This is a genomic window from Bacillus sp. SRB_331, assembly GCF_003264175.1.
GTDB classification, from domain to species: Bacteria; Bacillota; Bacilli; order Bacillales; family Bacillaceae_G; genus Bacillus_A; species Bacillus_A mycoides.
The window spans coordinates 622,812-647,714 of the sequence record NZ_NADV01000011.1 but is presented as its reverse complement, the minus strand read 5'-3'; the positions used below and the strand labels follow the sequence as shown (position 1 = coordinate 647,714).

26 protein-coding genes, 1 riboswitch and 1 other annotated feature are annotated in these 24,903 nt (G+C 36.2%); of the genes, 6 read left to right on the top strand and 20 right to left on the bottom strand.

The genetic code is table 11. The features are described from left to right. From bioC to B5P42_RS12025, 6 genes are all read right to left on the bottom strand, one after another. A complete protein-coding gene (bioC, locus tag B5P42_RS12050) occupies positions 1 to 810 on the bottom strand; it encodes a malonyl-ACP O-methyltransferase BioC (RefSeq protein ID WP_012261666.1) in 810 nt (269 codons plus the stop codon). Next, positions 776 to 1,516 (bottom strand): alpha/beta fold hydrolase, encoded by a 741-nt coding sequence (locus B5P42_RS12045; RefSeq protein ID WP_113734261.1) that lies wholly within the window; start codon positions 1,514 to 1,516, stop codon positions 776 to 778. The genes bioC and B5P42_RS12045 overlap by 35 nt, the downstream gene beginning before the upstream one ends. After that, positions 1,513 to 2,700, bottom strand: a complete 1,188-nt coding sequence (gene bioF / locus B5P42_RS12040; protein WP_113734260.1) for an 8-amino-7-oxononanoate synthase — start codon at positions 2,698 to 2,700, stop codon at positions 1,513 to 1,515. The genes B5P42_RS12045 and bioF overlap by 4 nt, the downstream gene beginning before the upstream one ends. Further along, on the bottom strand, positions 2,666 to 3,394 hold the full coding sequence (bioD, locus tag B5P42_RS12035) for a dethiobiotin synthase (protein ID WP_113734259.1): 729 nt from the start codon (positions 3,392 to 3,394) through the stop codon (positions 2,666 to 2,668). The genes bioF and bioD overlap by 35 nt, the downstream gene beginning before the upstream one ends. Then, positions 3,394 to 4,827, bottom strand: coding sequence for an adenosylmethionine--8-amino-7-oxononanoate transaminase (gene bioA, locus B5P42_RS12030; RefSeq protein WP_113734275.1), 1,434 nt, complete (start codon positions 4,825 to 4,827; stop codon positions 3,394 to 3,396). The genes bioD and bioA overlap by 1 nt, the downstream gene beginning before the upstream one ends. A gap of 77 nt (positions 4,828 to 4,904) precedes the next feature. After that, complete coding sequence (locus B5P42_RS12025) at positions 4,905 to 5,261, bottom strand: hypothetical protein (protein ID WP_113734274.1); 357 nt, start codon at positions 5,259 to 5,261, stop codon at positions 4,905 to 4,907. A gap of 142 nt (positions 5,262 to 5,403) precedes the next feature. Then, positions 5,404 to 5,623, top strand: a binding site (T-box leader). Between the two features lie 277 nt (positions 5,624 to 5,900). Between B5P42_RS12025 and nhaC the strand changes: the two genes are divergently transcribed. Further along, positions 5,901 to 7,274: a Na+/H+ antiporter NhaC gene (gene nhaC / locus B5P42_RS12020; protein ID WP_113734258.1), complete on the top strand. Its 1,374-nt coding sequence runs from the start codon at positions 5,901 to 5,903 to the stop codon at positions 7,272 to 7,274. Between the two features lie 49 nt (positions 7,275 to 7,323). Here nhaC and cpdB read toward each other — a convergent pair whose 3' ends face one another. After that, a complete protein-coding gene (gene cpdB / locus B5P42_RS12015; RefSeq protein ID WP_113734257.1) occupies positions 7,324 to 9,735 on the bottom strand; it encodes a bifunctional 2',3'-cyclic-nucleotide 2'-phosphodiesterase/3'-nucleotidase in 2,412 nt (803 codons plus the stop codon). 362 nt (positions 9,736 to 10,097) lie between these two features. Between cpdB and B5P42_RS12010 the strand changes: the two genes are divergently transcribed. Both B5P42_RS12010 and B5P42_RS12005 read left to right on the top strand, forming a co-directional pair. After that, the gene (locus B5P42_RS12010) at positions 10,098 to 10,877 is read left to right on the top strand and encodes a GDSL-type esterase/lipase family protein (RefSeq protein WP_113734256.1); all 780 of its coding nucleotides are present in this window, start codon (positions 10,098 to 10,100) and stop codon (positions 10,875 to 10,877) included. A 71-nt stretch (positions 10,878 to 10,948) separates the two neighbouring features. After that, positions 10,949 to 11,395 (top strand): MarR family winged helix-turn-helix transcriptional regulator, encoded by a 447-nt coding sequence (locus tag B5P42_RS12005; protein ID WP_113734255.1) that lies wholly within the window; start codon positions 10,949 to 10,951, stop codon positions 11,393 to 11,395. Positions 11,396 to 11,419: 24 nt separating this feature from the next. Here B5P42_RS12005 and B5P42_RS12000 read toward each other — a convergent pair whose 3' ends face one another. The 7 genes from B5P42_RS12000 to argC all read right to left on the bottom strand — a co-directional run bounded on the left by B5P42_RS12000 (position 11,420) and on the right by argC (position 17,552). Next, on the bottom strand, positions 11,420 to 11,623 hold the full coding sequence (locus B5P42_RS12000; RefSeq protein WP_113734254.1) for a hypothetical protein: 204 nt from the start codon (positions 11,621 to 11,623) through the stop codon (positions 11,420 to 11,422). A 58-nt stretch (positions 11,624 to 11,681) separates the two neighbouring features. Then, the gene (locus B5P42_RS11995; protein ID WP_002167705.1) at positions 11,682 to 12,233 is read right to left on the bottom strand and encodes a DUF2062 domain-containing protein; all 552 of its coding nucleotides are present in this window, start codon (positions 12,231 to 12,233) and stop codon (positions 11,682 to 11,684) included. A 148-nt stretch (positions 12,234 to 12,381) separates the two neighbouring features. Continuing rightward, positions 12,382 to 13,332 carry an ornithine carbamoyltransferase gene (gene argF, locus B5P42_RS11990; protein ID WP_002014968.1) on the bottom strand — a complete coding sequence of 317 codons (951 nt, stop codon included), beginning with the start codon at positions 13,330 to 13,332 and terminating at the stop codon, positions 12,382 to 12,384. Between the two features lie 12 nt (positions 13,333 to 13,344). Further along, positions 13,345 to 14,505, bottom strand: coding sequence for an acetylornithine transaminase (locus B5P42_RS11985; RefSeq protein ID WP_060749642.1), 1,161 nt, complete (start codon positions 14,503 to 14,505; stop codon positions 13,345 to 13,347). Further along, positions 14,502 to 15,269 carry an acetylglutamate kinase gene (argB, locus tag B5P42_RS11980; protein WP_044442690.1) on the bottom strand — a complete coding sequence of 256 codons (768 nt, stop codon included), beginning with the start codon at positions 15,267 to 15,269 and terminating at the stop codon, positions 14,502 to 14,504. Before argB ends, B5P42_RS11985 begins: the two co-directional genes overlap by 4 nt. An 11-nt stretch (positions 15,270 to 15,280) precedes the next feature. Further along, on the bottom strand, positions 15,281 to 16,504 hold the full coding sequence (argJ, locus tag B5P42_RS11975) for a bifunctional glutamate N-acetyltransferase/amino-acid acetyltransferase ArgJ (protein WP_113734253.1): 1,224 nt from the start codon (positions 16,502 to 16,504) through the stop codon (positions 15,281 to 15,283). A gap of 10 nt (positions 16,505 to 16,514) precedes the next feature. After that, positions 16,515 to 17,552, bottom strand: a complete 1,038-nt coding sequence (gene argC, locus B5P42_RS11970) for an N-acetyl-gamma-glutamyl-phosphate reductase (RefSeq protein ID WP_044442688.1) — start codon at positions 17,550 to 17,552, stop codon at positions 16,515 to 16,517. Between the two features lie 224 nt (positions 17,553 to 17,776). Between argC and B5P42_RS11965 the strand changes: the two genes are divergently transcribed. Next, on the top strand, positions 17,777 to 17,962 hold the full coding sequence (locus tag B5P42_RS11965) for a YqzH family protein (RefSeq protein ID WP_002014960.1): 186 nt from the start codon (positions 17,777 to 17,779) through the stop codon (positions 17,960 to 17,962). 29 nt (positions 17,963 to 17,991) lie between these two features. On the opposite strand, the gene B5P42_RS11960 is transcribed toward B5P42_RS11965, so the two are convergent. Next, positions 17,992 to 18,786 carry an SDR family oxidoreductase gene (locus B5P42_RS11960; RefSeq protein WP_044442686.1) on the bottom strand — a complete coding sequence of 265 codons (795 nt, stop codon included), beginning with the start codon at positions 18,784 to 18,786 and terminating at the stop codon, positions 17,992 to 17,994. Positions 18,787 to 18,795: 9 nt separating this feature from the next. Beyond that, complete coding sequence (locus B5P42_RS11955) at positions 18,796 to 19,749, bottom strand: MBL fold metallo-hydrolase (protein WP_002014957.1); 954 nt, start codon at positions 19,747 to 19,749, stop codon at positions 18,796 to 18,798. A gap of 165 nt (positions 19,750 to 19,914) precedes the next feature. On the opposite strand from B5P42_RS11955, the gene proI reads away from it, so the two are divergent. Continuing rightward, positions 19,915 to 20,754, top strand: coding sequence for a pyrroline-5-carboxylate reductase ProI (gene proI / locus B5P42_RS11950; protein WP_002066991.1), 840 nt, complete (start codon positions 19,915 to 19,917; stop codon positions 20,752 to 20,754). Between the two features lie 57 nt (positions 20,755 to 20,811). Here proI and sdaAA read toward each other — a convergent pair whose 3' ends face one another. The 4 genes from sdaAA to rnz all read right to left on the bottom strand — a co-directional run bounded on the left by sdaAA (position 20,812) and on the right by rnz (position 24,036). Continuing rightward, a complete protein-coding gene (gene sdaAA / locus B5P42_RS11945) occupies positions 20,812 to 21,690 on the bottom strand; it encodes an L-serine ammonia-lyase, iron-sulfur-dependent, subunit alpha (protein WP_113734252.1) in 879 nt (292 codons plus the stop codon). Positions 21,691 to 21,708: 18 nt separating this feature from the next. After that, entirely contained in the window at positions 21,709 to 22,368 is a 660-nt protein-coding gene (gene sdaAB, locus B5P42_RS11940) for an L-serine ammonia-lyase, iron-sulfur-dependent subunit beta (RefSeq protein WP_002088527.1), read from the bottom strand. A 45-nt stretch (positions 22,369 to 22,413) separates the two neighbouring features. After that, positions 22,414 to 22,551, bottom strand: a complete 138-nt coding sequence (locus B5P42_RS32585; protein WP_002066987.1) for a hypothetical protein — start codon at positions 22,549 to 22,551, stop codon at positions 22,414 to 22,416. A 561-nt stretch (positions 22,552 to 23,112) separates the two neighbouring features. After that, complete coding sequence (gene rnz / locus B5P42_RS11930) at positions 23,113 to 24,036, bottom strand: ribonuclease Z (RefSeq protein ID WP_002014952.1); 924 nt, start codon at positions 24,034 to 24,036, stop codon at positions 23,113 to 23,115. A 189-nt stretch (positions 24,037 to 24,225) separates the two neighbouring features. Here rnz and B5P42_RS11925 point away from each other — a divergent pair, with 189 nt between their 5' ends. Next, positions 24,226 to 24,477 carry a DUF3932 family protein gene (locus B5P42_RS11925; protein WP_000656495.1) on the top strand — a complete coding sequence of 84 codons (252 nt, stop codon included), beginning with the start codon at positions 24,226 to 24,228 and terminating at the stop codon, positions 24,475 to 24,477. Between the two features lie 197 nt (positions 24,478 to 24,674). After that, positions 24,675 to 24,842: riboswitch (M-box (ykoK) riboswitch) on the top strand. Positions 24,843 to 24,903: the final 61 nt, after the last annotated feature.

The window sequence follows — 24,903 nt, the reverse complement described above, 5'->3', positions numbered from 1 at the left end:
TCATCTCTTCCCCTCTTTTGTTATATACGTAAATAAAGCATGATATGTTGCCATTATCCCTTCTTTTCCCGTGAAGTCTCTTTCGTATATACGAAGCATCGTACGAAAGAGTGAAGGGCTTTGACAGTAAGACTCTTCATTACTATTGGTTGCCCCTACTTTTCGAATAGAATGTAGAAACTCCCTAACTTCTGTAAAGCTTTCTATGTAACACGTTTCAGAAACATGTACATTTCCTAATGGATTTTTGCATATATTCACTAACTGTTCTTTCGAAACGAATCGTTGTCCTATTGAAGTACAATTGTGTATCCCCTTTTCTTTCTTAGCACGCTGAAAAGACGTATGCAATTCTTGAAAAGTCGTATTACCAAACGTGGAAAATAATAATATTCCTTCTTCAGACAAATAGTTAAATAAATTTTTCACTGTCTCTTTTAAATCATTAAGCCATTGAAATGTAGCATTTGAAATGATGACATCATATGGATTTTCTAATTTTAATTGTTCAATATCTTCACATCGAAACATCACATTTCCCAAACTTTTTCTAGTTTTCGCGACTGCAATCATCTCATCAGCAAAATCCACAGCTGTAATATGAGCTTTCGGAAATAAGTTTGATAATTGCTCTGTTACATATCCTGTCCCGCATCCAAGTTCTAAAATACGTATCGATGATGTTTCACTATATCGTTCCTTCAATGTAGAAAGTAACGAATGCGCCATCTTTTTTTGTACATTTGCATATTGATCGTAGGATACAGCCGCCCCGTTAAACCGTTTTTGCAGTAACGTTTTGTTGATCATGTCGTATCCCCTCTACAAATTGAATGATTTCATTTGCGCAATATTCAAAATTCATTACACATAATGCATGCCCAGCACCGCTTACTACTTTTAGATTGGCATTCGTATTATTCGCCATACTATGGGCTGCAGACAATGGACATATTACATCCTGCTCTCCATGAAGGAGTAACAGCGGGGCTTTCATATCTATTACTTCATTTCTCATATCTGTTTCTATTAAATAATCTAAGCCTAATTGTAAAGACTGAATCGAGTCTCCTTTAAACTTCTGCGCAATCTCTTCAAAACTCGTATTCTCCCTCAGCTCACTTTTTGTAAACATATTTTCATAGAAACGCTTCAAAGTATCTTCTTTTTTTCTCGTTAAATTCTTTTTCATACGTTCTACATGCAAGGAATTCCATCCACTTGTATAGTCACTTGTATTGGTAAATTTAGCGGTACCACCAATTAGTACCATACCTTGGGCCTTAATCTTTTTATAAGCTTGTACTGCCGCTAACGCTCCTAGTGACCATCCAACTAAAATTACATTTTCATCCTGCGCTACATCTATTATTCGCCCCGCAAATTCACTTTGTTCTTTCACGTTACGCCAATCTATACATTGAACAGAATATCCTTTAAAATACGGCAGAACCAAAGTCCAAACACCTTCTTCCATTCCCCATCCTGGAATAAAAATAAGCTTTAGCTCTTTCATACTAAAAACCCCTCTTCTTTACTAATGCGTATAATATGCTGAATAGCCCATTTTAAATCGGCTATTGTATGTTGTGACGTAACTGCAAAACGGACTCGAGAACTACCAACTGGAACAGTCGGCGGACGAATTGCAATGGCTGCGATACCTACCTCTTGTAACCTTTCACTAAACCGTAAAGTATTTTCATTTGACCCAACTACAATCGGTACAATATGAGTTGAGCTATTCCCAATATCAAAACCAGCTTCTTGTAAATGCGTCCTGAAATATGCACCATTCTCTATAAGTCGCTCTCTTCTTTCGTTATCTCCTTTCACAATTTCAATTGCTTTTCGGATCGCCCCTAATGTTCCTGGTGGTAAAGCTGTAGTAAAAATCAAGCTTCTCATCATATTTTGTAAATACTCTATATAAATAGAATCACCCGTTAAATACGCACCATAACACCCTAAAGCCTTACTAAACGTCCCCATATGTATATCCATTTTTTGAGCAATATCTTTTTCTACATGAGATAATCCGGCTCCACCGATTCCATATATTCCACTTGCATGTGCTTCATCAACTATAATGATCGCCCCGTATTTCTCTTTCAGCTGAACTAAGCCTCTCAAATATGCAATATCTCCATCCATACTAAAAATCGTATCTGTTACGATTAATTTTCTCTTTTCTCGTGACGCTATTTGCAACATCTTTTCTAAATGATCCAAATCATTATGACGATATCTTTTATGCTCTGCTCCGCTTAATATAATTCCATCAACAATACTTGCGTGATTTAATTTATCACTAAAAACCATATCGTGACGACAGGCTAAAGCAGATATAGCACCTACATTTGCTGTATACCCGCTATTTACGATTAATGCTCTTTCAGTACCTTTCCAATCACATATACTTCTCTCAACCTCTTCATACAGTGGATAATTTCCTACAACGAGACGAGAGGCAGTCGCTCCAGTTCCATATTTTTTTGTGCAGACAATAGCAGCTTCTTTCAACCTTTCATCTCCAGCTAACCCTAAATAATTATTTGATGCTAAATTTAGCATCCTTTTCTCATTTCGAATAAGCCATGTCTCTTCCGCTTTCTCTGTTACATGTAAATTACGATACTGCCCTTGCTCCTTTAATTGTTCTACTTTAGATTGAAGATGTGTGCGCCACATTTGATTCATTTTGGATGAGCTCCTCTAATTTTGAAATCATAATATGTTCTTTTGCCGATTCCAATAATTCTTCCCTTGTAAACTCACCTTCAAGGAATGGTAATAAACCTAAAACAGGTACTCCACTTAACTCCTCAATCATTTCTTTGTTTTCTTGTACTCTTTCTTTTTCACATTCTTTACAACCAGACAAAATTACACCTGCTACTGTTAAACCGTGTGCCTTTGCATAAGAAATTGTTAAGACAGTATGATTAACTGTCCCTAGTGTCGGACGCGCTACTACAATAAGAGGGAGCTCTAATTCTTTTGCAAAATCAATCACTAAAGCATCTTCTGTATATGGGACGGCAAGCCCACCAGCTCCTTCTACCAATAGGCTATTAAACTCTTTTAGTAGTTCATTATAGTGAGCAGTAATTCCTTTTAACATTACCGTCCTTCCAGCTCTTTTCATAGCAAGTCTCGGAGCAAGTGGTTCTTCAATGGAATAAGGACAAATTTTATCTTCTTTTGTCGGTACACCCGATAATGCTTTTAATCTTGCTGCATCACCCTCAGGATTTGATGCAACATGTCCACTTTGCAACGGTTTATATACACCAACATTATGTCCACGCTCTCGAAATATACCTGCCAATGCTCCTGTCACTACCGTTTTGCCAACTTCTGTATCCGTTGCTGTTATAAAGAAACCACTCATTACTCTCCCTCCGTAACATCCGAGATTGCTTTATATAAAATGCGTAACATCTCATCAATCTCAGCCACCGTAGATGCAAGAGGAGGCATAAATACAATCGTATTACCGAGTGGTCGCAAAATCATGCCCAGCTCTCTTGAACGTTTACATACTTGAACGCCGACTCTTTCTGTCCATTCAAACGATTTTTTCATTTCCTTATTCTTCACAAGTTCAATACCAACCATTAGCCCACACTGACGAATATCTCCTACGTGCTTATATTCATTAAGAGCTTCTAATTGTGCCGCTACATATTCTGCTTTATACGCAACATCTTCTATTAAATTAGTTTTTTCATATAGTTCTAAATTTGCAATTGCTACGGCACACCCTAACGGATTCCCTGTATAACTATGACCATGGAAAAACGTTTTTTGTTCTTCATAGCCTCCTAAAAAGGCATTATAAATTTCATCTGTCGTTACGGTGATTGCAACTGGTAAATATCCACCTGTTAAACCTTTTCCGGCTGTTAAAATGTCTGGCGTTACATTTTCATGTTCACATGCAAACATTTTCCCGGTACGCCCAAATCCAGTCGCTACCTCATCTGTAATAAATAAAACGTTATATTTTGTACATAAATTGCGGAGCCCTCTTAAGTATCCTTTTGGCATTGTAATCATACCGCCAGCACCTTGCATTAAAGGCTCTACAATAATCGCCGCAATTTCTTCATGCTTTTCTTTCAGCAGCTCTTCCATTTCTTCTAAATGTTTTTTCACAATTTCCTCCTTATTATTTCCATAAGGAGAACGATATGTATATGGATACGGCATTTTAATTGCCTCAAATAAAAGTGAACTATACACTTGGTGAAACAAGTCTATCGCTCCTACTGAAACAGCTCCAATTGTATCACCGTGATACGCTTCTTTTAATGTAACAAATCTTTGTTTCTTCGGTTTTCCTTTATGCTGCCAATATTGAAAGGCCATCTTAATTGCAATTTCAACGGCGCTAGAACCGGAGTCTGAATAGAATACTTTCTTCAAACCTTCTGGCACAACTTCAATTATTTTTTCCGCTAATAAAATAGATGGAACGTTAGCAAGTCCTAACATAGTAGAATGGGCAATTTTATTTAATTGCTCACGAATTGCCTCATCTAGTTCCGGTACTTGATGCCCATGAACATTTAACCAAATAGACGAAACACCGTCCCAATATTCATTTCCATTTACATCGTATAGCTTTCTTCCCTCTCCACGTTCAATAATGACAGGATCTTCTTCTAAATAATCTTTCATTTGTGTAAATGGGTGCCATACGTAATCTTTATTCTTCTTCGATAATTCTTCATATGTATAAGACGATTTTTCACTCGTGTTACTATTAACAGCCACAATTGTCACCCCCAATGTTAACTTATTTATAAATATAGTTAACATTAAAAACAAATGACTGTCAATTATTTTTAAATCAAACAGTTCTCAAAAAAGAACAACTTATCATACGATAAGTTGTTCTACTTTCCATGTTGTATCTTTCCAATTTCTAAAATAATCTCTTCATCTTTTTTTCCTTCTGTATCAATTCCAAGTTGCTTAGCATGCTCAATTAACAAATCATGGCGCTGCTCAAATCTAGCGTTATCTACTTCTTTTGTAACCTCTTCTTTTGTTTTCCCCTCAGTAGAAACTCCTAGTTTCGCAGCTGCTTTTTCCATCGATTTCTTCTCTTCAGTTTCTTTCACTTTCTTCACTTCTGACTGCTGTATTTGCTTTTGTTTCGACTGCTCTGATTCAGCTGCAAAAGCTGTGTAAATTCCAGCACTTCCGCCAACGACTAGTAAGGTGGTAAAAAGAATTATTTTTTTCTTCACTCTTTCCTCCCCTTTCAAATTCATTATAACGCACATTTTTACAGTATGAAAAACATTTCTCCTTTATTTCCCTAAAAAAATATCGAATGTTTTTATTGACATGTATGATGAATATATGATAAAAATTTAACTAACATCATATGAATCGGCGTTGATAGGATTTAGTAGTATTTCGTTTTCTGATTTCAGAGAGCTGGTGGTCGGTGCGAACCAGTACAGAGCGATTTATGAATTACCCCCTGGAGCTTCTTTTACGAAACGTGAGGAGTAGTGAAAGACGGTTTAGACCGTTATGTCTAAAGAGTGGTGAAATGAAACTGTTTCACAATTTAGGGTGGTACCGCGAATTTTTCGTCCCTGCATATATTGCAGGGGCGTTTTTATTTTATGAGCGCATATCATATGACCCTTTATTTTGTGATACATTCCTTTCACAAGCTAGGGTGGTACCGCGATTTCTTCGTCCCTGCATAATTATATGCAGGGGCGTTTTTTTATCCAATCATTTCCGTATCATATTGAGATGTTGACAATTACCGGTAATTTGTCACAAAATTCTAAATTTTAGAAGGAAATATACAATATTGGCGAATTTTATATAAAAAAGAGCTATTTTAAATTACTTAGGAGGGAAAAACAATGGTTTCAAAAATTGAATCTGTTCTTTTAACATTATTTATCTTTTTCTGTATTGGCTTTAGTGTTATCAAATTAGAAGTTTCACCACACATCCCAATTTTATTTGGTATCGTTCTTTTATTAGCATTTGGATTTATGAAAAAAATCTCTTGGTCTACTATGGAAAAAGGGATGATCAGTAGTATTTCAGCTGGTATTCCATCTATTTTTATTTTCTTACTTGTGGGCGTATTAATTAGTGTTTGGATCGCTGCTGGAACAATTCCAACTTTAATGGTATACGGCTTCCAGCTTGTATCTCCTAAAATTTTCGTCCCAACTGTTTTTGTTGTTTGTGCAATTGTTGGAACAAGTATCGGTAGTGCATTTACAACTGCCGCAACAGTAGGGCTTGCCTTTATGGGAATGGGTAGTGCTCTCGGATACGATCCAGCTCTGATCGCTGGTGCAATTATTTCTGGTGCATTCTTTGGAGATAAAATGTCTCCTTTATCTGATACAACAAACTTAGCTCCTGCTGTAACGGGTGTAGATTTATTTGAGCATATTCGCAACATGCTTTGGACAACAGTTCCTGCTTTCATTATTGCTTTTATCGCATTTTTCATTTTAGGAAGCGGTATTAGTGGAGACGTTGACTTCACTAACTTTATTAGCACGTTAGAAAAAAACACAACGATTTCTATCGTTACACTTATTCCAATTTTATTACTGTTCCTATTCGCATTTAAAAAAGTTCCAGCAGTTCCAACATTGCTTGCAGGAATTGTGGTAGGACTTATTATTCTCTTTATTTTTAAACCTAGCACTTCTTTAGCTGATTTAATGAAAATTATGCAAGACGGCTACGTTTCTAAAACTGGTATTAAAGACATTGATAGCTTACTATCTCGCGGTGGTCTACAAAGTATGATGATGTCGATTGCACTTATTTTCCTAGCTCTTTGTATGGGAGGATTACTACAAGGAATGGGCATTATCACGCAGCTGATGAATATCATCTCTAGCTTCGTAAAAAATAGCACACGCTTAATTATTTCTACTGCTTCAACTGCAATTGGTGTAAACTTCTTACTTGGCGAACAATACTTATCAATCGTTTTAACAGGACAAGCATTCGCTAACAAATACGATGAAGTCGGTTTAGAACGTCGTAATTTATCACGAGTATTAGAAGATGCAGGTACAGTTATTAACCCGCTCGTACCATGGGGAGTAAGTGGCGTATTTTTATCGAACGTCCTTGGCGTTCCGACATTTGATTACGTTCCATTCGCAATCTTCTGTTTAGCTTGCCCGATCTTAACAATTATTGTTGGTTTCACTGGATTTGGTCTTTCATGGAAGAAAGAAAAGACAGTACCAGTTTCATAATATAATAAAAAGGATTACCTTAATCGGTAATCCTTTTTATATTTCTCCGCTATCTATTCGCTTTCTTTCTTCTAAATAACAGAAGTAATCCCGCTCCAACAAACGCCAAACCTGCTCCAATTGTAGAAACAACACTTGTACCTGTTTTCGGTAAATCACGTTCTTCTTTATTTTCACTTACAGTTGTTGTTTCTTTTGAGTTTTGATTATCCGTTGTAGTTTGTCCAGATCCTGTATTATTTCCATCTTGTTTTGGTTCATTAACAGTATTACCTTCATCCGTTGGTGGTGTCGTTGGATTTCCTCCGTTATTGCCTTCACCTGTTGGCGGTGCCGTTGGATTCTCTCCATTATTGCCTTCACCTGTTGGTGGTGTCGTTGGATTCTCTCCATTATTGCCTTCACCTGTTGGCGGTGTCGTTGGATTCTCTCCGTTATTGCCTTCACCTGTTGGCGGTATCGTTGGATTCTCTCCACCAGTTTCCTTATCATCATTCTTCTTCGTTATATCAATTGCATATTTAGCAAATTCATTTTCAGATGGTCCAACATATGATATCTTTCCATCTTTCTTTATATGATTTTGTGCATTTGGTGAAGAATCAAATGTTGTATTTAATTTATCTGCAACAATCGGCTTAAACGTCCAATTTTGATCTGCTGCTGGATCAATAATTGGTGTTTCTTGCATATATTTCACAATAATTTGACGTGTTTCATCTTGTGATTGGTATACAACTTCCCCTTTACTTACACCAGGGAACGTTTGGCTACTTCCACGATAGTTATTTGTAGCTACGATGAACTCTTGATTGTCAGCTACTGGCTTCCCTTCATACGTCATATTTACAATACGATTCGTATTTTCATTTACAACTTTACCATCTTTATCGTATTTCGCCGGTTGTGTTACATCAATTTCGTATTTTAAGCCATCTAAAATATCAAAGTTATATGTAGGATAGCCTATATTTACTAACGGCTGTTCTTCTGTTTTCTTTGAATCAATTTGATTAAACTGACCTGCAGACATTTCAAGCCATTCTTTCACTTGTGCCCCATTTACTTTTACAGCATATAACGTATTTGGATATACATATAAATCTGCCACGTTTTTAATTGCTAACGTTCCAGCTGGAATATCCGTATAATATGTAGCACCGTTTCGGCCACCCGCTTTAAATGGTGCTCCTGCAGATAATACTGGAATTCCTTTATATTTACTATATTGTCCGTTTTCAGCGAATAGCTTTTCTACATACCATTTTTGTGCATTTGTCACAAGTTGTACAGAAGGATCATCTTGTACTAATGAGAAATAACTATTAATTGGCGCTGTCGTTTTTCCTACAGCTGTATTCACATAATCAATTGTCGCTTGATGATCATCCTTAATTTCATTAACTAATCTTTGATCAGATTGTACTAATGGGTTCCCTTTACTATCAGCAATCGGACGAAGTTGCGGCTTCGATTGCTCTTTTTGTACTTCCCATTCTCCGTTTACCTTTTTCAATTGCATATCAATAATACCTAAGTTACTTCCAAAAACACCAGGCATTACAACAGGAACACCATTGAATACATCCTTCACTTCAGTATGTGAATGTCCCATTAATACTGCATCTACACCAGGAACTTCTGTTAAATAATACGACGCGTTTTCCATGCCAACGTTGTATCCACTCTTATCAACACCGGAATGCGCTAGTGCAACGATAACATCTGCACCTTCTGCTTTCATTTTTGGCACCATTTTCTTCGCTGTTTCAACTATATCTTTTGCTTTCACTTTTCCTTCTAAATTCGCTTTATCCCAGTTCATAACTTGGGGTGGAACAAATCCCATTACACCAATTTTCACCTTTTGCTTTTGACCAGATTCATCTTCTACTTCTTTTTCAAAAATATGATATGGTTTAAAGTAATTTTGGTCATTCTCTTCATTATTATCTTTATCGTCTTTATAGACGTTTGAGTTAATAACTGGGAATTCTGTTTTACTAATCACTTTGTTTAAATAATCTAAACCGTAGTTAAATTCATGGTTCCCAAGAGAGATGACGTCATACTTCATTAAATTCATTACACGATATAATGGATGTGTATAACTAGAATCAACAGGATTCTTCTGATCATTTATTTTATTCGCTACATAATCTCCAAGCGGTGTCCCTTGTAATGCATCTCCATCATCAAATAGGACAGAGTTTTTCGCTTCTTCACGTGCTTTATTAACGAGTGTTGCCGTTTGTACGAGACCTACTTTATTATCTGTTTTCGTTTGATAATAATCGTAATTCATTAAGTTAACGTGAATATCTGATGTTTCTAGAATTCGTAAGTTAACTGTACTCTCCCCAGTGTTCTCATCTGCATGAGCTGTTGTTGGCATTACTTGCGGTGCTATAACACCAATAGCAAGTGTTGCTCCAGCTAGCATTTTTTTTGACTTTTTCACAAAAAATCCCCCTTATACGATTACCCCAAAATAATGAAATGAATCTCAATCAGTCTCTAACCACATACCTTTTTTCTTCTATTAGAGACACGATTTTTATTTCATCCTGCGCTAACGAGTAGTCCCCTTAAACGCCCGATTGATGAAGACTAACAATTAATAGGAAGTGCCCCACTAATTAAAGTTTCACCTTATCTGACATTATCATATATAAAGTTCTTTCGTATCGTCAATATTTTTTGACAAACTTCAACAAATTTTCTGTAAAGTTATTGTAAAGTTTTCATAAACATATAATATGCCCTTACATTGCTTATACTGCTGAATATGATACAATTACCAATTACAAGGAGGATGAATTTATGAAAAAAGTCATCTTAACAATTGTTTGTCTCCTCCTTCTAATCATTTCTTATTCTAATTTTGAAAAGAACGATGAGACAAAACAAAAAGAAAATGAAAGAAAAACAGAAAAAACATCTGCTTCCAGCTGGATTGATAAGCAAACGAATGATTCCTTTTATCACCTCGTATTAGGTGATTCACTTGCAAAAGGATATGGATCTACACAAGGGGGATTTGCCGAATTAGCTTCTAAACAATTAGAAGGACAAATTCATAAACCAATTACGGTAGAAAACCTCGGTGTAAATGGTCTCACTACAGATCGTCTCGTTAAAAAAGTCCAGTCAGAAGAAGTTCAACAAAAAATTAGGGAAGCAAATATAATTACTATTAATATTGGAGGAAATAATTTATTCCGCTTAAATCGTGATGTAGGTGTTATAGATGGTATTAAAATGTTAAATAAAGAAAAAGCCCGTTTTGAAACGGATGTAAAAAATATTGTAAAGACCGTTCGAGATCAAAATCCGAATGCTTTACTCATTCTATCTGAACTCTATAACCCTTTACAACTAGATGACTCCATCGCAAGTTATGCAGATATGTTTTTAGATGGTTGGAATGATTCTATTTATTCCATTTCAAAAGCACATCAACCGTCGATTGTTTTACCAATTCGCAAATTAATATCGAAGGATAAAAAAGATTTACTATTTGACCAAGTACACCCAAATGATAACGGTTATACGATTATTGCCAATACATTTACAAAGCAAGTGTTATCCTACAAATATTAAGGTACCATGAAACAATTCTATTTTTATACCTTGTCTTTTTTGTTACAATGATAGTGGAAGGGGGCCGTTATATGGAATCACGCGAGTGGGAACGTATTGTTGATCATCTTCTTTCGCTAGTGCCTCTTTTTTATCGCAAATTTATGCTTCCTGGAGAGTTTTCTTCTCAAAGACATATGCCGCCATCACATACGCAAGTGTTACTGCTTTTGCATGAAAATGGTACATTAGCAGTTTCAGAAATTGGCAAGCGGCTAGCGATTTCACGGCCTAACATGACCCCTCTATTAAACAAACTTATTCAAGAAGAGCTAATAGAGCGTCATTATAGCGAAAAAGATCGAAGGGTCATTTTAATTTCCCTAACAACTGAAGGGAAAATGTTAGTAAGTCAGTATCAGCAATTCATTTTAGGCAAACTAAAAGGAAATTTTCAAACATTATCTGAGGAAGAGCGTGAAAAGCTCATTTATTCTCTTAAAACCATTCAAAATTTAATTTTGAAAACAAACGCATAAAGCTGCTTCTAAATAGAAGCAGCTTTATGATTCGTAATAATTACCATAGTATACATTTGAATACGGCCATGTCATTAAATACGGTTTTCGTTCTTGAACAGGTTGCTGCTCAGGCTGTTGCATTTGCTGTATTTGTTGCTGCGGATATACTCCGAATTGCTGTCTCACTCCAGTTACAGGATAATAATTTACATATGGGTATACTTGCGGTACGTAATAATAATACATTCATTCTCTCCCCCTTTTTCTTAAACATATTCAAAGGAGAAAATGAATGTGACATTCTTTATATTTGAACAAGTGGTTCTCTCACTTGTTTCTTTCTTTTCTTCAAACGTAACTTACGATTCTTTTCATATAAATAATGCACAACGAAATATGAAATTACCCCACACACAATTCCTATTATCGTCATACCAATTAATACATATACTTCACTCTGTAATAAGCTCTTTAACATCGTAAAAATATGGCTCGAAAACAAATCTGATATCGTAAATGGTTCATGATGTATTTTCTGTACATGAAATGGGTAAATCATTTTTCCTAGCGCATAAGCAAACGGAAATAAAAATACTGGGAGAAACGATATTTTCCCAATAATATTACCAATGACTGCGGCTGGAAAAGATCCCTTTGCTAACCTTACAATTGGATAAAATATTAAATATACGAGCGATGCCGTATAAATCACCAACATTTCTAAACCAAATCCAATAGCAAAACCTAGCGACACTTTCTTTGCTCCTTCTGGCGATCGAAGCAACTTAAAATATTGAAACTTTAATATTCTCCACATCCGCTGAAAAAACGAATATGTTTTCTTAGTTGTTTTCAAATTCATCATCTCTTTAACTATATTTTTTTATCTAGTATGTCCTTACATGATATGAAAAACAAATTTAGTTTTCTCTTTTTATTATAAATGATATAGAGATAATTAACTAAATATACATCCGACATTTCCATATAAAAAAACCTCCCTTTTAGGAAGGCTCTTCTATATTTTTAAATAAACTCACTAATAAAGCTTTTTGCGCGTGCAACCTGTTACCAGCTTGTTCAAAAACGATAGACTGTGGCCCATCTATAATCTCTCCAGTTACTTCTTCTTCACGATGAGCAGGCAGGCAGTGCAGGAAACGATATGTTTGCTTTGCATGTATAACAAGCTCTTTATTTACTTGGAAAGGCTGGAATAAAGTATATTTTTCTGCTTCTCCTTCTTGGCCCATACTCATCCAAACGTCAGTATAAATAAAATCTGCTCCACTTACCGCTAATTCAGGATTATGCAAAATTTCAATTTCAGCCCCTGTTTCATCAGCAATCGCTAATGCTTTTTTAACAATTTCTTCATTCGGCTCATACCCTACGGGAGTTGCAACAGTCATATTCATTCCGACTTTTGCACTCGCTAGCAATAGTGAATGACATACATTATTCCCATCACCTACATAAGCTAATTTAACTCCTTTAAACGTATGAACTTCTTCATATATCGTCATTAAATCTGCCAATGCTTGGCAAGGATGATGATCATCAGTTAAACCGTTAATAACTGGGATACTGGACTCTTTTGCAAGCTCCTCTACATCCGCATGCGAAAATGTGCGTATCATAATTCCATCAATATAATGAGATAGTACTTTCGCAGTATCTGACACCGTTTCTCCTCTGCCAATTTGCATCTCTTTTCCACTTAAAAACATTCCATGTCCTCCGAGCTGTACCATTCCTGCTTCAAAAGAAACGCGAGTACGGGTTGAATGTTTATCAAAAATGAGACCTAATATTTTCCCTTGTAATAAAGGCTCCTGCTTGTTCTTTTTTAAATATATAGCGAACTCAATTAAAGAAATGATTTCTTCTTGCGTCAATTCTTCTAACGTTAAAAGATCTTTCGTATTTAATTTCGGTACTTGTACAGTTGACATGAAATTTCCCCCTTATATTATTGATGCATTTTTTGTACAAACCACTCTTTTTATCATATATATTGCCTGTTCTAGCTCTTCATTCGTTACAATAAGTGGTGGTAATAGTCTTATAACATTAGGCCCTGCTTGTAATACGAGAAGTCCTGCTTTTTCTAGTTGTTCTATGACATTTGCAACCTCATGCTTGCATTCGATTCCAATCATAAGTCCCTTCCCACGAATATTTTGAACACATTCAACGTGTCGTAATTCTTCTTGCAATTTCTTTAATACGTACTCGCCCTTTTCCTGTACCTCTTTAAAAAACGATTGTTCCTTAATGAATTGCAATACTTCTTTCGCTGCAGTCATAGCAATATAATTCCCACCGAAAGTTGAACCGTGTGACCCGGCAGTAAAAGAAGAACCTAGTTCTTTTCGGCCAATCATCGCTCCAACTGGAATACCATTCCCAAGCGCCTTTGCGATGGTAACGATATCAGGAATTATTCCCATTTGCTCATAAGCGAATAGTGTTCCTGTTCTGCCTATTCCAGTTTGTACTTCATCTATAATAAAAAGAGAATTGTACTGATTACATAGTTTTTCAATTTCCTTCAAAAAGGATGGATCAGCTAATATTACTCCTCCTTCTCCTTGAATAACTTCTACCATTACCGCCGCAACTTCTTCATTCATTACTTCCTCTAATGCTCGTATGTCGTTAAATGGTATATGTAAAAAAGACGGAAGTAATGGACCGAATCCTTCTTTCACTTTATCTTGCCCTGTTGCACTCATCGTTCCAAATGTTCTCCCGTGGAAAGATTGCTCACATGTTACTACGAGAGATTTTCCAGTATGCTTACGTGCTAGCTTTAAAGCCGCTTCATTTGCCTCCGCCCCGCTATTACAAAAAAACACATGATCTAATGCTGTATCTTCTGTTAATAATGATGCGACCTCTTCTTGTAAGGAGTTCGTAAATAAGTTAGATATATGCCATATATTTCTAAGTTGCTTTTCTACTGCCTTTACAACCGTAGGATGACAATGTCCTAAGTTACATACTCCAATACCAGAAGTGAAATCTAAATATTGCTCACCACTTTTATCAATAACTTTCGCCCCATTGCCCTTTAGAAATTCAATTTCTCTTCTTCCATATGTTTGAAAAAGATGGCTTGTCATACGATACTCACTCCTTTTGTTACCGTAGTTCCAACACACTCTCCTGTAACCTCAGTAAAATCCTTTGTACCATTTACGATACTAGCCTTTTTCACTCCCATTTTTAACGATGTAAGTGCCGCCTGTACTTTCGGAATCATTCCACCTGTAATGACGCCTTGTTCTATAAAAGTAAGAATTTCATATTCATCCGTTTTCTTTACCAATCTTCCTTCGTGTAATACTCCATCTACGTCCGTTATAAAAATGAGTTCTTTTGCGGATAGTGCGGCTGCAATTCCAGCTGCAGCGGTATCTGCATTTATGTTATAAACCTCATTACCATTTATCCCAATTGGGGCAATGACAGGAATATAATTCATATCTATCAACCCTTTCAATAGGGCTGTTTCTACATAACTTACTTCTCCTACATATCCTATCGCTTCGCCAACAGGTTGAACTTGAAGTAAATTACCGTCACATCCTGAAAGCCCCACCGCAAGTAAATCATGTTTTTGTAAATTCATTACGAATTTTTTATTCGTACTTCCGCATAGCACCATTTGAACAACATCCATAACCTCTTTCGGCGTTACTCTTAATCCATCTTTCTTTTCTATCTCGATATTAGCGTCTTCTAACTTGGCATCAATTTCTGGGCCACCGCCATGGACAATAACAACCTTATACTTATTTTGCAATTTCTTTATACAATCAAAAAAGACACTATTTAATCGATTCAACATGCTACCGCCACATTTAACTACAATATAATCACTCATCTTCTCTCTCCTTATGTACGATAACAAGCATTTATTTTCACATATTCATAACTTAAGTCACAGCCCCAAGCTGATCCCGTTTCATCTCCTAAATGTAAACACACCTCAATTTTTATTTCATGTTCTTGTAATTTCTTTGTCATTTCCTCTTCAGAAAACATTTGAGGCTCACTATTTTTTAATACGGCGATAGATTGAAGAGTGATATCAATTGTATTTGGGTTAATAATTACTTCACTCTGTCCAGTACTACTAATAATTCGTCCCCAATTTGGGTCCTCACCGTATATCGCTGTTTTCACAAGACTGGAACCGACTATTTGTTTTGCAATTTTCTTTGCTTCTTCATTTGTTCTAGCCCCTAACACGTTTACTTCTATTAACTTCGTAGCACCTTCACCATCTTGTGCAATTTTTTTCGCTAAATCTTCACATACCTTTTGTAAAGCAACTACGAAAGTTTCCCAGTCTTCATGTTCCATATTCATCGTTTTCGTTTCTGATAATCCACTTGCCATAGCGATGACCATATCATTTGTAGAAGTATCTCCGTCCACCGTAATTTGATTAAACGTATGATTCGTAATTTGTGATAATGCTGTTTGCAATACTTCATGCTCTATATTGGCGTCTGTTGTAATAAAACTAAGCATCGTTGCCATATTCGGTTTGATCATCCCTGATCCTTTTGCGACCCCAGCAATGATCACTGCTTCCCCATCAATTATCATCTCATAGCAAGTTTCTTTCGTTATAAGATCTGTCGTTAAAATTGCTTCACAAAAAGAATAAGCTTCACTTACTTCCTTTGTTGGCACAAGAGATTCAATTCCCTTTCGAATGATATCCATCGGTAAAGGTACTCCAATTACACCTGTTGAAGCGACTGCGACGTACTTTTCTTTTACTCCAAAGTGTTCCGCTCCTAATGTTCGCATCTCATAAGCATCTTGCAATCCTTTCATCCCCGTACAAGCATTTGCATTGCCGCTATTTACAACAATTGCTTGTAATTTCCCTTCTGCTGCTATGCTATCCTTCGTTACTTGCAACGGCGCTGCTTGTATTTGATTTGTTGTATACACAGCGGCACATGATGCTGGCACCTCACAAACGATTGCACCCATATCCTTTTTCACCTTTTTCAGACCATTTGCAGTACCGATTGCCAAAAAGCCTTTTGGTGTAACAATTGAACCATTTGCTAATTTTGTAATAGACGATGCTTTAATCATAATTTCCCCCTTATGGATAAAGCGGCATATGCTGTAAACCCGTTGTCTCTTCTAGTCCCGCTAATAAATTTGCATTTTGAACTGCTTGCCCTGCCGCACCTTTCATCATATTGTCTATAACAGAAACGACCGTAACTCTTTCTGTTCTTTCATCGTAAGCTATCCCAATATCACAATAATTTGAGCCCCTTACTTCTTTCGGACTTGGAAATTCTCCTTGCGAGCGAACTCGAACGAAAGCTGAGTATTCATACGTTTCTTCATACAACTTTTGAAGTTGCTCTATTTTCATTTCCTTTTTCACTTTTGCATAAAGTGTAATCATAATCCCTCGTGATATCGGTATTAAATGTGTACTAAACGTGATTGGCTTCGTTTCACGATTCCACTCTGCAAGCATTTGCTCAATCTCAGGAACGTGCTGATGCTGATTAACTTTATAAATGTGTAAGTTATCGTATAACTCAGGAAAGTGAGTCATTGTTGTTGGCGTTTTGCCCGCTCCAGATACTCCTGATTTCGCATCAATAATAATCGAAGCTTCTTCAATCATGCCGCTACGTACTAACGGCGCTACCGCTAATAATGCAGCTGTAGCAAAACATCCTGGGTTTGCAATTAAATTTGCATTTTGGATCTCAGGCCTTTTCCATTCACTTAATCCATATACTGCTTTCCTAAGAAGTTCTTCCTGTGCAGCTGGCCTTTTATACCACAATTCATATAACGAGGGATCTATCATACGAAAGTCTCCAGATAGGTCAATTACTTTTAAACCTACTGCCAATAATTTTGGTGTTAACTCTGCCGATACTCCCGCTGGGGTTGCTAAAAATACAATTTCAGCTTCCTTCTCTATTTTCTCCGCATCAATTTCTTGTAACGTATGGACAAGAACATTTCGAAAATGCGGGTATACATTTGTTATAAATTCACCGACTTGTGAAAAAGAATGGAGAGATGCTATCGAAAAATATGGATGTTGCTCTAATAACCGAATTAACTCAATACCTCCATATCCAGTTGCTCCAATAATTGCGACTTTCATAAGCTCCTCCTCATATCTATTCTTTAAATTAAGTTTGATTATAATATTGCATAATTATAAAGTCAATTAAATATTTATAATTTTTAAAAACTTCAAAATATTAATCTTGCTATAAAAGCAATATACACAAGTGGATTTTTATGCAAAAATAGTGCATAGTAGTATTTTCATTTCACTTCAAGTACAATAAAACAATACATGTATACATACAGGCGGGGAAAAACATGAATAAAAAATTAATTGAGAAAATGATTATAAAAAGTTTTCGGCAATATCAATGTAATCCTGTTTCAAAAGAGGATCAGGAAATGCTAATTAAACATATTCAAATGATAATTCATTCAAATACTGAAATTGATGTATACGAGGCTGTTGAGGATATCGTTTACGATTATGTGACTGGAAAATAAAAAATAGGAGATTTCCATATGGAAATCTCCTATTTTTTACTTAATGATTTGCCTGCAACGCGTTCAAATAAACCTGGGAATAATGCGTAGAGCTTTGGCCCCATTCCCATCCACTTCGGCAAGTTTACTTCACGTTTTTTCGTTTGCATCGTCTTTACGATTTGTTCTGCTACATATGTTGGTTTTAACATGTAACGTCCCATATTTTTCACATATGTACCTGATTGATCGGCTATTTCAAAAAAGTTCGTTTCTATCGGTCCTGGGTTAATTGCTGTTACATACACATTTGTGTTAGATAACTCCATACGTAAACTATTCGTAAATCCTAATACAGCGTGTTTTGTTGCTGCATAAGCACTCGACTTCGGAGTTGCAATTTTTCCAGCCAATGAAGCAATATTAATAATTTGTCCTTCGTTCCTTTTTACCATATTAGGTAATACCGCTTTCGTACAAGCTACTAATCCAAATACATTTACTTGAAACATATCCTTTACTTCATCCATTGAAGCATCTTCAAACGTTTTAAAGATACCAAACCCAGCATTATTTACCAATATATCAATACGTCCTACTTCTTGTAATACCTTTGAAAAAACAGATTGTACTTCCGTTTCTTCACTTACATCTAATACATAGTAATAGCAAGGCGTATTATACGTTACTTTAATTTTGTCTGCTAATGCTTGTAGCTTCTCTTCTGTTCGAGCCATTAATACCGGCGTCGCCCCTTGCTCTGCAACCTGCATTGCAACTTGCTCTCCAATTCCACTAGAAGCACCTGTAATGACGATTACTTTTTCTTGTAAACGTCCCGTCATTGCTGTCACCTACTTTGCATAATAAATCAATTGTTGTGAAGATTCATCAATCATCACCTGTTGATTATATGCTAAAAAGTCTAATTGTCCAACAGTTTCTGAGATAGTAAGTGGTAATTGCTCTTTATATAATACCGGAAATAGTTTTACACACACCTCAAATGCTGTCATTGGCTTTTCCTTTAATAGTTCAAGCACTTTAAAAGCACGTGTCTCTTGCTTTTGTAATCTTGTTTCAATAAGTTGTTTCACATTCAGAACATCTTCCCCATGCCCTGATAAAATCCGTGAAATATTCATTTCACTTAAACGTTTTAACGTTTGATTGTACTGCAATAAAGGATGCGCTCTTTCTGTTTGCCCTTCATATGGTGGTTCTAATATTGGATTTGAAGAAATATGACTAATGAGAGCATCCCCACCAATTAATATTCCATCAGATTCTCTATATAATGAAATATGAGTGGAAGCATGACCCGGGGTTTCAATCACTGTAAATCCAGGTAACGAATCTATACGATCTCCCTCTCTCACAGTATGTGTTAACGATCTATTACAAGAATATTTAAGTGTCTTCGTCGTCAATAATGCCTCACCATTCAGAAATACTGCTGGAACGCCGAACTGCAAGGCTGTCTCTTTAAAAAATTCATGATACCTCTTTAAAAATTCAGCATTTTGTGTAATCCACGGTTCATTCCAAGGATGTCCGATAATCTTTACTTTTTCAGAAAATGTATTTAAAAGTCCGCAATGATCCGCATGGTGATGCGTAATCACTACCGTTTCAATATCTTCTATCTTATATCCTAATGCACCTAATTGACTTTCTAGTGCTTTCTTTGCTTCTTCTGTATTTGTCCCTGTATCAATTAACGTTAATGTTTCTCCCTCAACTAAAAACACATTCACTGTCTCAACTGCAAATGGAACAGGAATCTCCATTCGATGAATCGCCGTCATGCTTAGCCCCCCTGTCTTTTTCCGGTTCAAAAATGAATACCTCTTCAGTTTACAACTTCCCTATAAATTTGTCATTATTTTCAGATAAAAAGAGGTCTTTTCCATAAAAAAACGAATGTATGTACATTTATAAGTATTTCTAACCAAATTTAAAGGAGGCACATCATGTCTATGCAAAACATTTCCTTTCTCGGTGCAGGCTCTATTGCCGAAGCGATTATTGGTGGCTTATTAAACGCAAATGTTGTTAAGGGAGAACACGTCACTGTAAGTAATCGTTCTAACGAGACAAGATTACAGGAGTTACACAAAAAATACGGTGTCAAAGGTACACATAATAAAAAGGAATTACTTGCTGATGCGAATATTCTTTTTCTAGCTATGAAGCCAAAAGATGTCGCAGAAGCGGTTATTCCTCTTAAAGAATACATAAATAATGACTTGCTTATTATTTCGTTATTAGCAGGTGTTTCTACTCATTCAATTAGAAACCTACTTCAAAAAGACGTTCCGATTATTCGTGCAATGCCAAATACATCTGCAGCCATTTTAAAATCCGCTACCGCTATCTCACCTTCAGAACACACAACGGAGGAACATATTCGCACTGCAACATCTTTATTTGAAACGATTGGTCTCGTCTCTGTTGTAGAAGAAGAAGATATGCATGCTATCACTGCATTATCTGGAAGTGGACCAGCTTATATTTATTACGTGGTAGAGGCACTGGAAGAGGCAGCAAAAAAAATTGGTTTAAAAGAAGATGTTGCAAAATCTCTTATTCTTCAGACGATGATTGGTTCTGCTGAAATGCTAAAAGCAAGCGAAAAACACCCTTCTATTTTGCGAAAAGAAATTACTTCTCCTGGCGGAACAACTGAAGCAGGTATTGAAGTATTAAAGGAGCATAATTTTCAACAAGCATTAATCTCATGTATTACACAAGCAACGAAACGATCACACGATCTTGGAAAAACATTAGAAGAAATAGCAAAAGAAAAATAAAAAACGGAGCTCAACTTTATTTGAGCTCCGTTTTTACTTTAATCATATGATATGCTTTTAGTTATTACTCTTACCAAAAATCTCTTCTTGCAAACGACGACCTGTCGGTGTTGCTGCAAGGCCACCTTCTGCTGTTTCACGAAGTGCTACTGGCATCGTTTGTCCAATTCTAAACATCGCCTCAATGACTTCATCACATGGAATTGTACTAGTTACACCAGCTAATGATAAATCAGCTGAAATCATGGCATTCGCAGCTCCTGCTGCATTACGTTTTACACAAGGTACTTCTACAAGCCCTGCAACAGGATCACATACTAAACCAAGCATATTCTTTAATGAAATCGCCATCGCTGTAGCTGCTTGATCTTGTGTTCCACCAGCCATCTCAACTGCTGCTGCAGCTGCCATTCCACTTGCTGAACCTACTTCAGCTTGGCAACCTCCTGCCGCGCCAGAAATACAAGCATTATTCGCAACAACCATACCGAAAGCTCCTGCTGTAAATAAAAATTCAATCATTTCTTCGCGTGTCGGCTTTAATTTTTCTTGCAGTGCAAACAGTACACCTGGCACTGTTCCAGCAGATCCTGCTGTTGGTGTTGCACAAATAATTCCCATCGCCGCATTTACTTCATTTGTCGCAACAGCTTTACTCACTGCGTCCAAAATCGTATCTCCAGATAAACCTTTTCCACTCTGCATATACGCTTGGACTTTCACAGCATCCCCGCCAGTTAAACCAGTCGGTGATTTTACACCACGAATACCGCGTTCTACTGCTTGTTCCATCACGACTAAGTTCTTTTCCATTCCAGCAATTACTTCTTCACGTGAGATATTTCTTGTTTGCATTTCACATTGAATCATAATTTCTGCGATTTTTACATTTTGCTCTTTAGCTTGCGCCACTAGTTCCGCTGCGTTCCGAAACATGGTGTGTCCCCCCTGCAATTAATCCATAATAGTTACTTGACAAATATTTTGTTGCCCATTTATTTCCGCAATTACTTCATCTGCTAATAATTCATCTGTTTCAATGACCATAAGCGCTCTTCTTCCTTTTTCTTTACGAGAAACACTCATTGTACTTATGTTAATCTCATGCTTAGCAAGGATTGAAGCTACAGCTGCGATAGCACCAAAGCGATCGTTATTTACAATAAGTAGTGCTGGACTCGTGCCTGTTAATTGAAGATCGAATCCGTTTAATTCTACAACTTCAATTTTACCGCCACCAATTGAGCAAGCAACAACTTCAATTTCCTCTTCACCTTTATACAGACGAATTTTCGCTGTATTTGGATGCGGAGCATTTGCATCTTCTTCAATGAATTCCACTTCAATCCCGCGTTCTTTTGCAATATCTAACGCACTTGGAATACGTAAATCATCTGTTTCAAATCCTAGTATTCCACCGATTAGCGCTACATCCGTACCGTGACCACGGTATGTTTTTGCAAATGAACCATATAATGAAATGCTAACTCTCTCTGGTTCATGACGAAACAGCTGACGAGCAACTTGCCCCATTCTTGCCGCGCCTGCTGTATGTGAACTTGATGGACCAATCATAACCGGACCAATAATATCAAACACTGAGCGATACTTCATCATAACTCCCCCTAAACCTCTATGAAAAAATTATTTACTATTCTATTAAGCTACCGAATCGGTTGCTGTTCCAGTCGTACCACGAATTTGTTCCGCTGTAAGAATTGGATAGTTTTTGAATAACAGTGAAGCAATATATCCTGAAATAATACCAGTTATAATAATAAATAAGAAACTTAGCATTACCTGCATTTAAAAATAATATAAGATAGTCCACAATAAAGTCTGGTAGCAATCCAAAGTTTAACACAGAACCCCTTACAAGCATAGCATAAACAAGTGAAACTCCCATTGCTTTCATACCTTTTGATATTTTAAAGCTAAAAAGTGAAAAAAGACTTAGTACAAATAATAGTAATATCCTTCCTATTATAATTTCCATGTTGCTCTCTCACGATTTAGTCAACTTCACTTGTTATGAAAAATGGCTAAAACGCGTGTAGCCTACAATAAATTATAATCTGCCCTCATTATAGCTTGTTTTTAATAAAACGCTTACTTTTAATAAATTTTAAAAGTTCTGAATAAAAATCCATTTTCGCTACTTGTACCACTCGTATGTCGTCTGACTTATATAACAGTTTTTCTAAATAATCGGTATTATGTATTTTTATCCTATATCTTCACATCATTAAAACTTTCTGTGTCATCCTATATACAAATAAAATGATAACAGTTTTATTTTTAATTTTTTTAGAAATAAAAAAAATGGCAACCTATCGTCACCATTTTTTCACACCATTATTATCTTTCTACTGGAAATGATTTTAAATCCGTAGCTATTTCTGTATTAGAAAATAGCTCTCTTGCCTCTTTCAATAATTCCTTATATGTATCTCCTTGATAACGAGAACTAATATGAGTCAATATTAAGCGTTTTGCATTTGCCTGAAGTGCAATACTCGCAGCTTGCTTAGATGTGGAATGAAAATAATCATACGCTTGTTGTTCATCTTCTGCCGCAAAAGTCGCTTCATGAACAAGTACGTCAGCATCTTGCGCAAGCTCTCTGCTCGCTTCGCAATATCGTGTATCGCCTAAAATTGTAATAACTCTTCCTTTTTGAGGCGGGCCAATAAAATCTTTTCCATCTAACACTGTGCCATTCTCTAATTCAACTACTTCACCATCTTTTAAGCGTTTAAAAACGGGACCAGGTTTCACACCCATTCCCAGTAACTTATCCACTAAAAGAGCTCCCTGTATATCTTTCTCTACAATTCGATATCCGAAGCATTCAATTCCATGTGATAACCTTTTTGTTTCTACACAAAATTCATTATCCTCAAACACAATACCTTCTTCCGTAATCTCAACGATTTCAAGTGGATATTTAACATGTGTCGTACTTACTAATAATGCCACTTCAATAAATTGTTTAATTCCTTTTGGTCCGTACACTGTTAATTTTGTTGTTCCACCTTGAAACGAACGGCTACCCAATAAACCCGGCAATCCAAAAATATGATCGCCATGTAAATGCGTAATAAATATTTTTTCAATGCGGCGTGGACGTACTGATGTATGTAATATTTGATGTTGCGTCGCCTCGCCACAGTCAAATAACCAAGTCTGTCCTCGTTCTTCTAACAACTGCAAAGCAATTGCTGAAACATTCCTTCCTTTCGAAGGAACACCTGCACCAGTTCCTAAAAATACAAATTCCACTTTCTTTCCTCCAGCTCTTTATATAATCTATCTTTCATCTTACGGAATGTTATTTCAAATGGCAAATCGAATTTACATAACCAATCATCTAGACAACTATATAACACGAACGTTATATTCAAAAAACTTAGTAATCGTTCGTGTTATATGTTAAAATGATTATACTACATTTTAAGGGAGCGTTTTATTATGAAAGAAGCATTTCGTTTACAAACTGATTTTTCATCTTCATTTGATCGCTGGGTAAGTTCTTTCGTTTCTGATCACCCAGCACAATTAGAATGGACGACTTTAAAAGAATTAATCCATGAATATACAACAACACATACAAATGATTCGTTACCAACATATATTTCTTCAGCTTTAACATATTACGCACAACGCGTTTCAACAACAAACAGTTCAGAAATTGTTATTTTTGAAAATGCTACAATCTCATAATCTATAATAAAAAGCACTGTAATCAGTGCTTTTTATTTATGTTCATTAAAGTATTTATTTTCCCGCCTTATTTCAAAAAACTCCGCTTATTTCCTACTATATAGCCATCATAAATCTATTTGATTTTTCAAAAAAAATAGATTAAAAAGATATTGACACTACGATTTTACAGTGCTAATATTCAACGTGTAATTGAATATGGTCTCTGTTAGGTGAGGCTCCTGTATAGAGAAACGCTGCTGCCCAAAAATGTCGAGAGACGCCAATGGGTCAACAGGAAAGGTCGGAATGAAGGCCTTTTTTAACGTAGCTGGTTTCAGTACCTATGCTATACAGTGCTAAAACTCAACGAGGGAGAGGTGCGTATGTTTTGTCATACACAAAAACTGTTTTTACCTATGTTTACTAACAGTCTTTGTTGTTGAC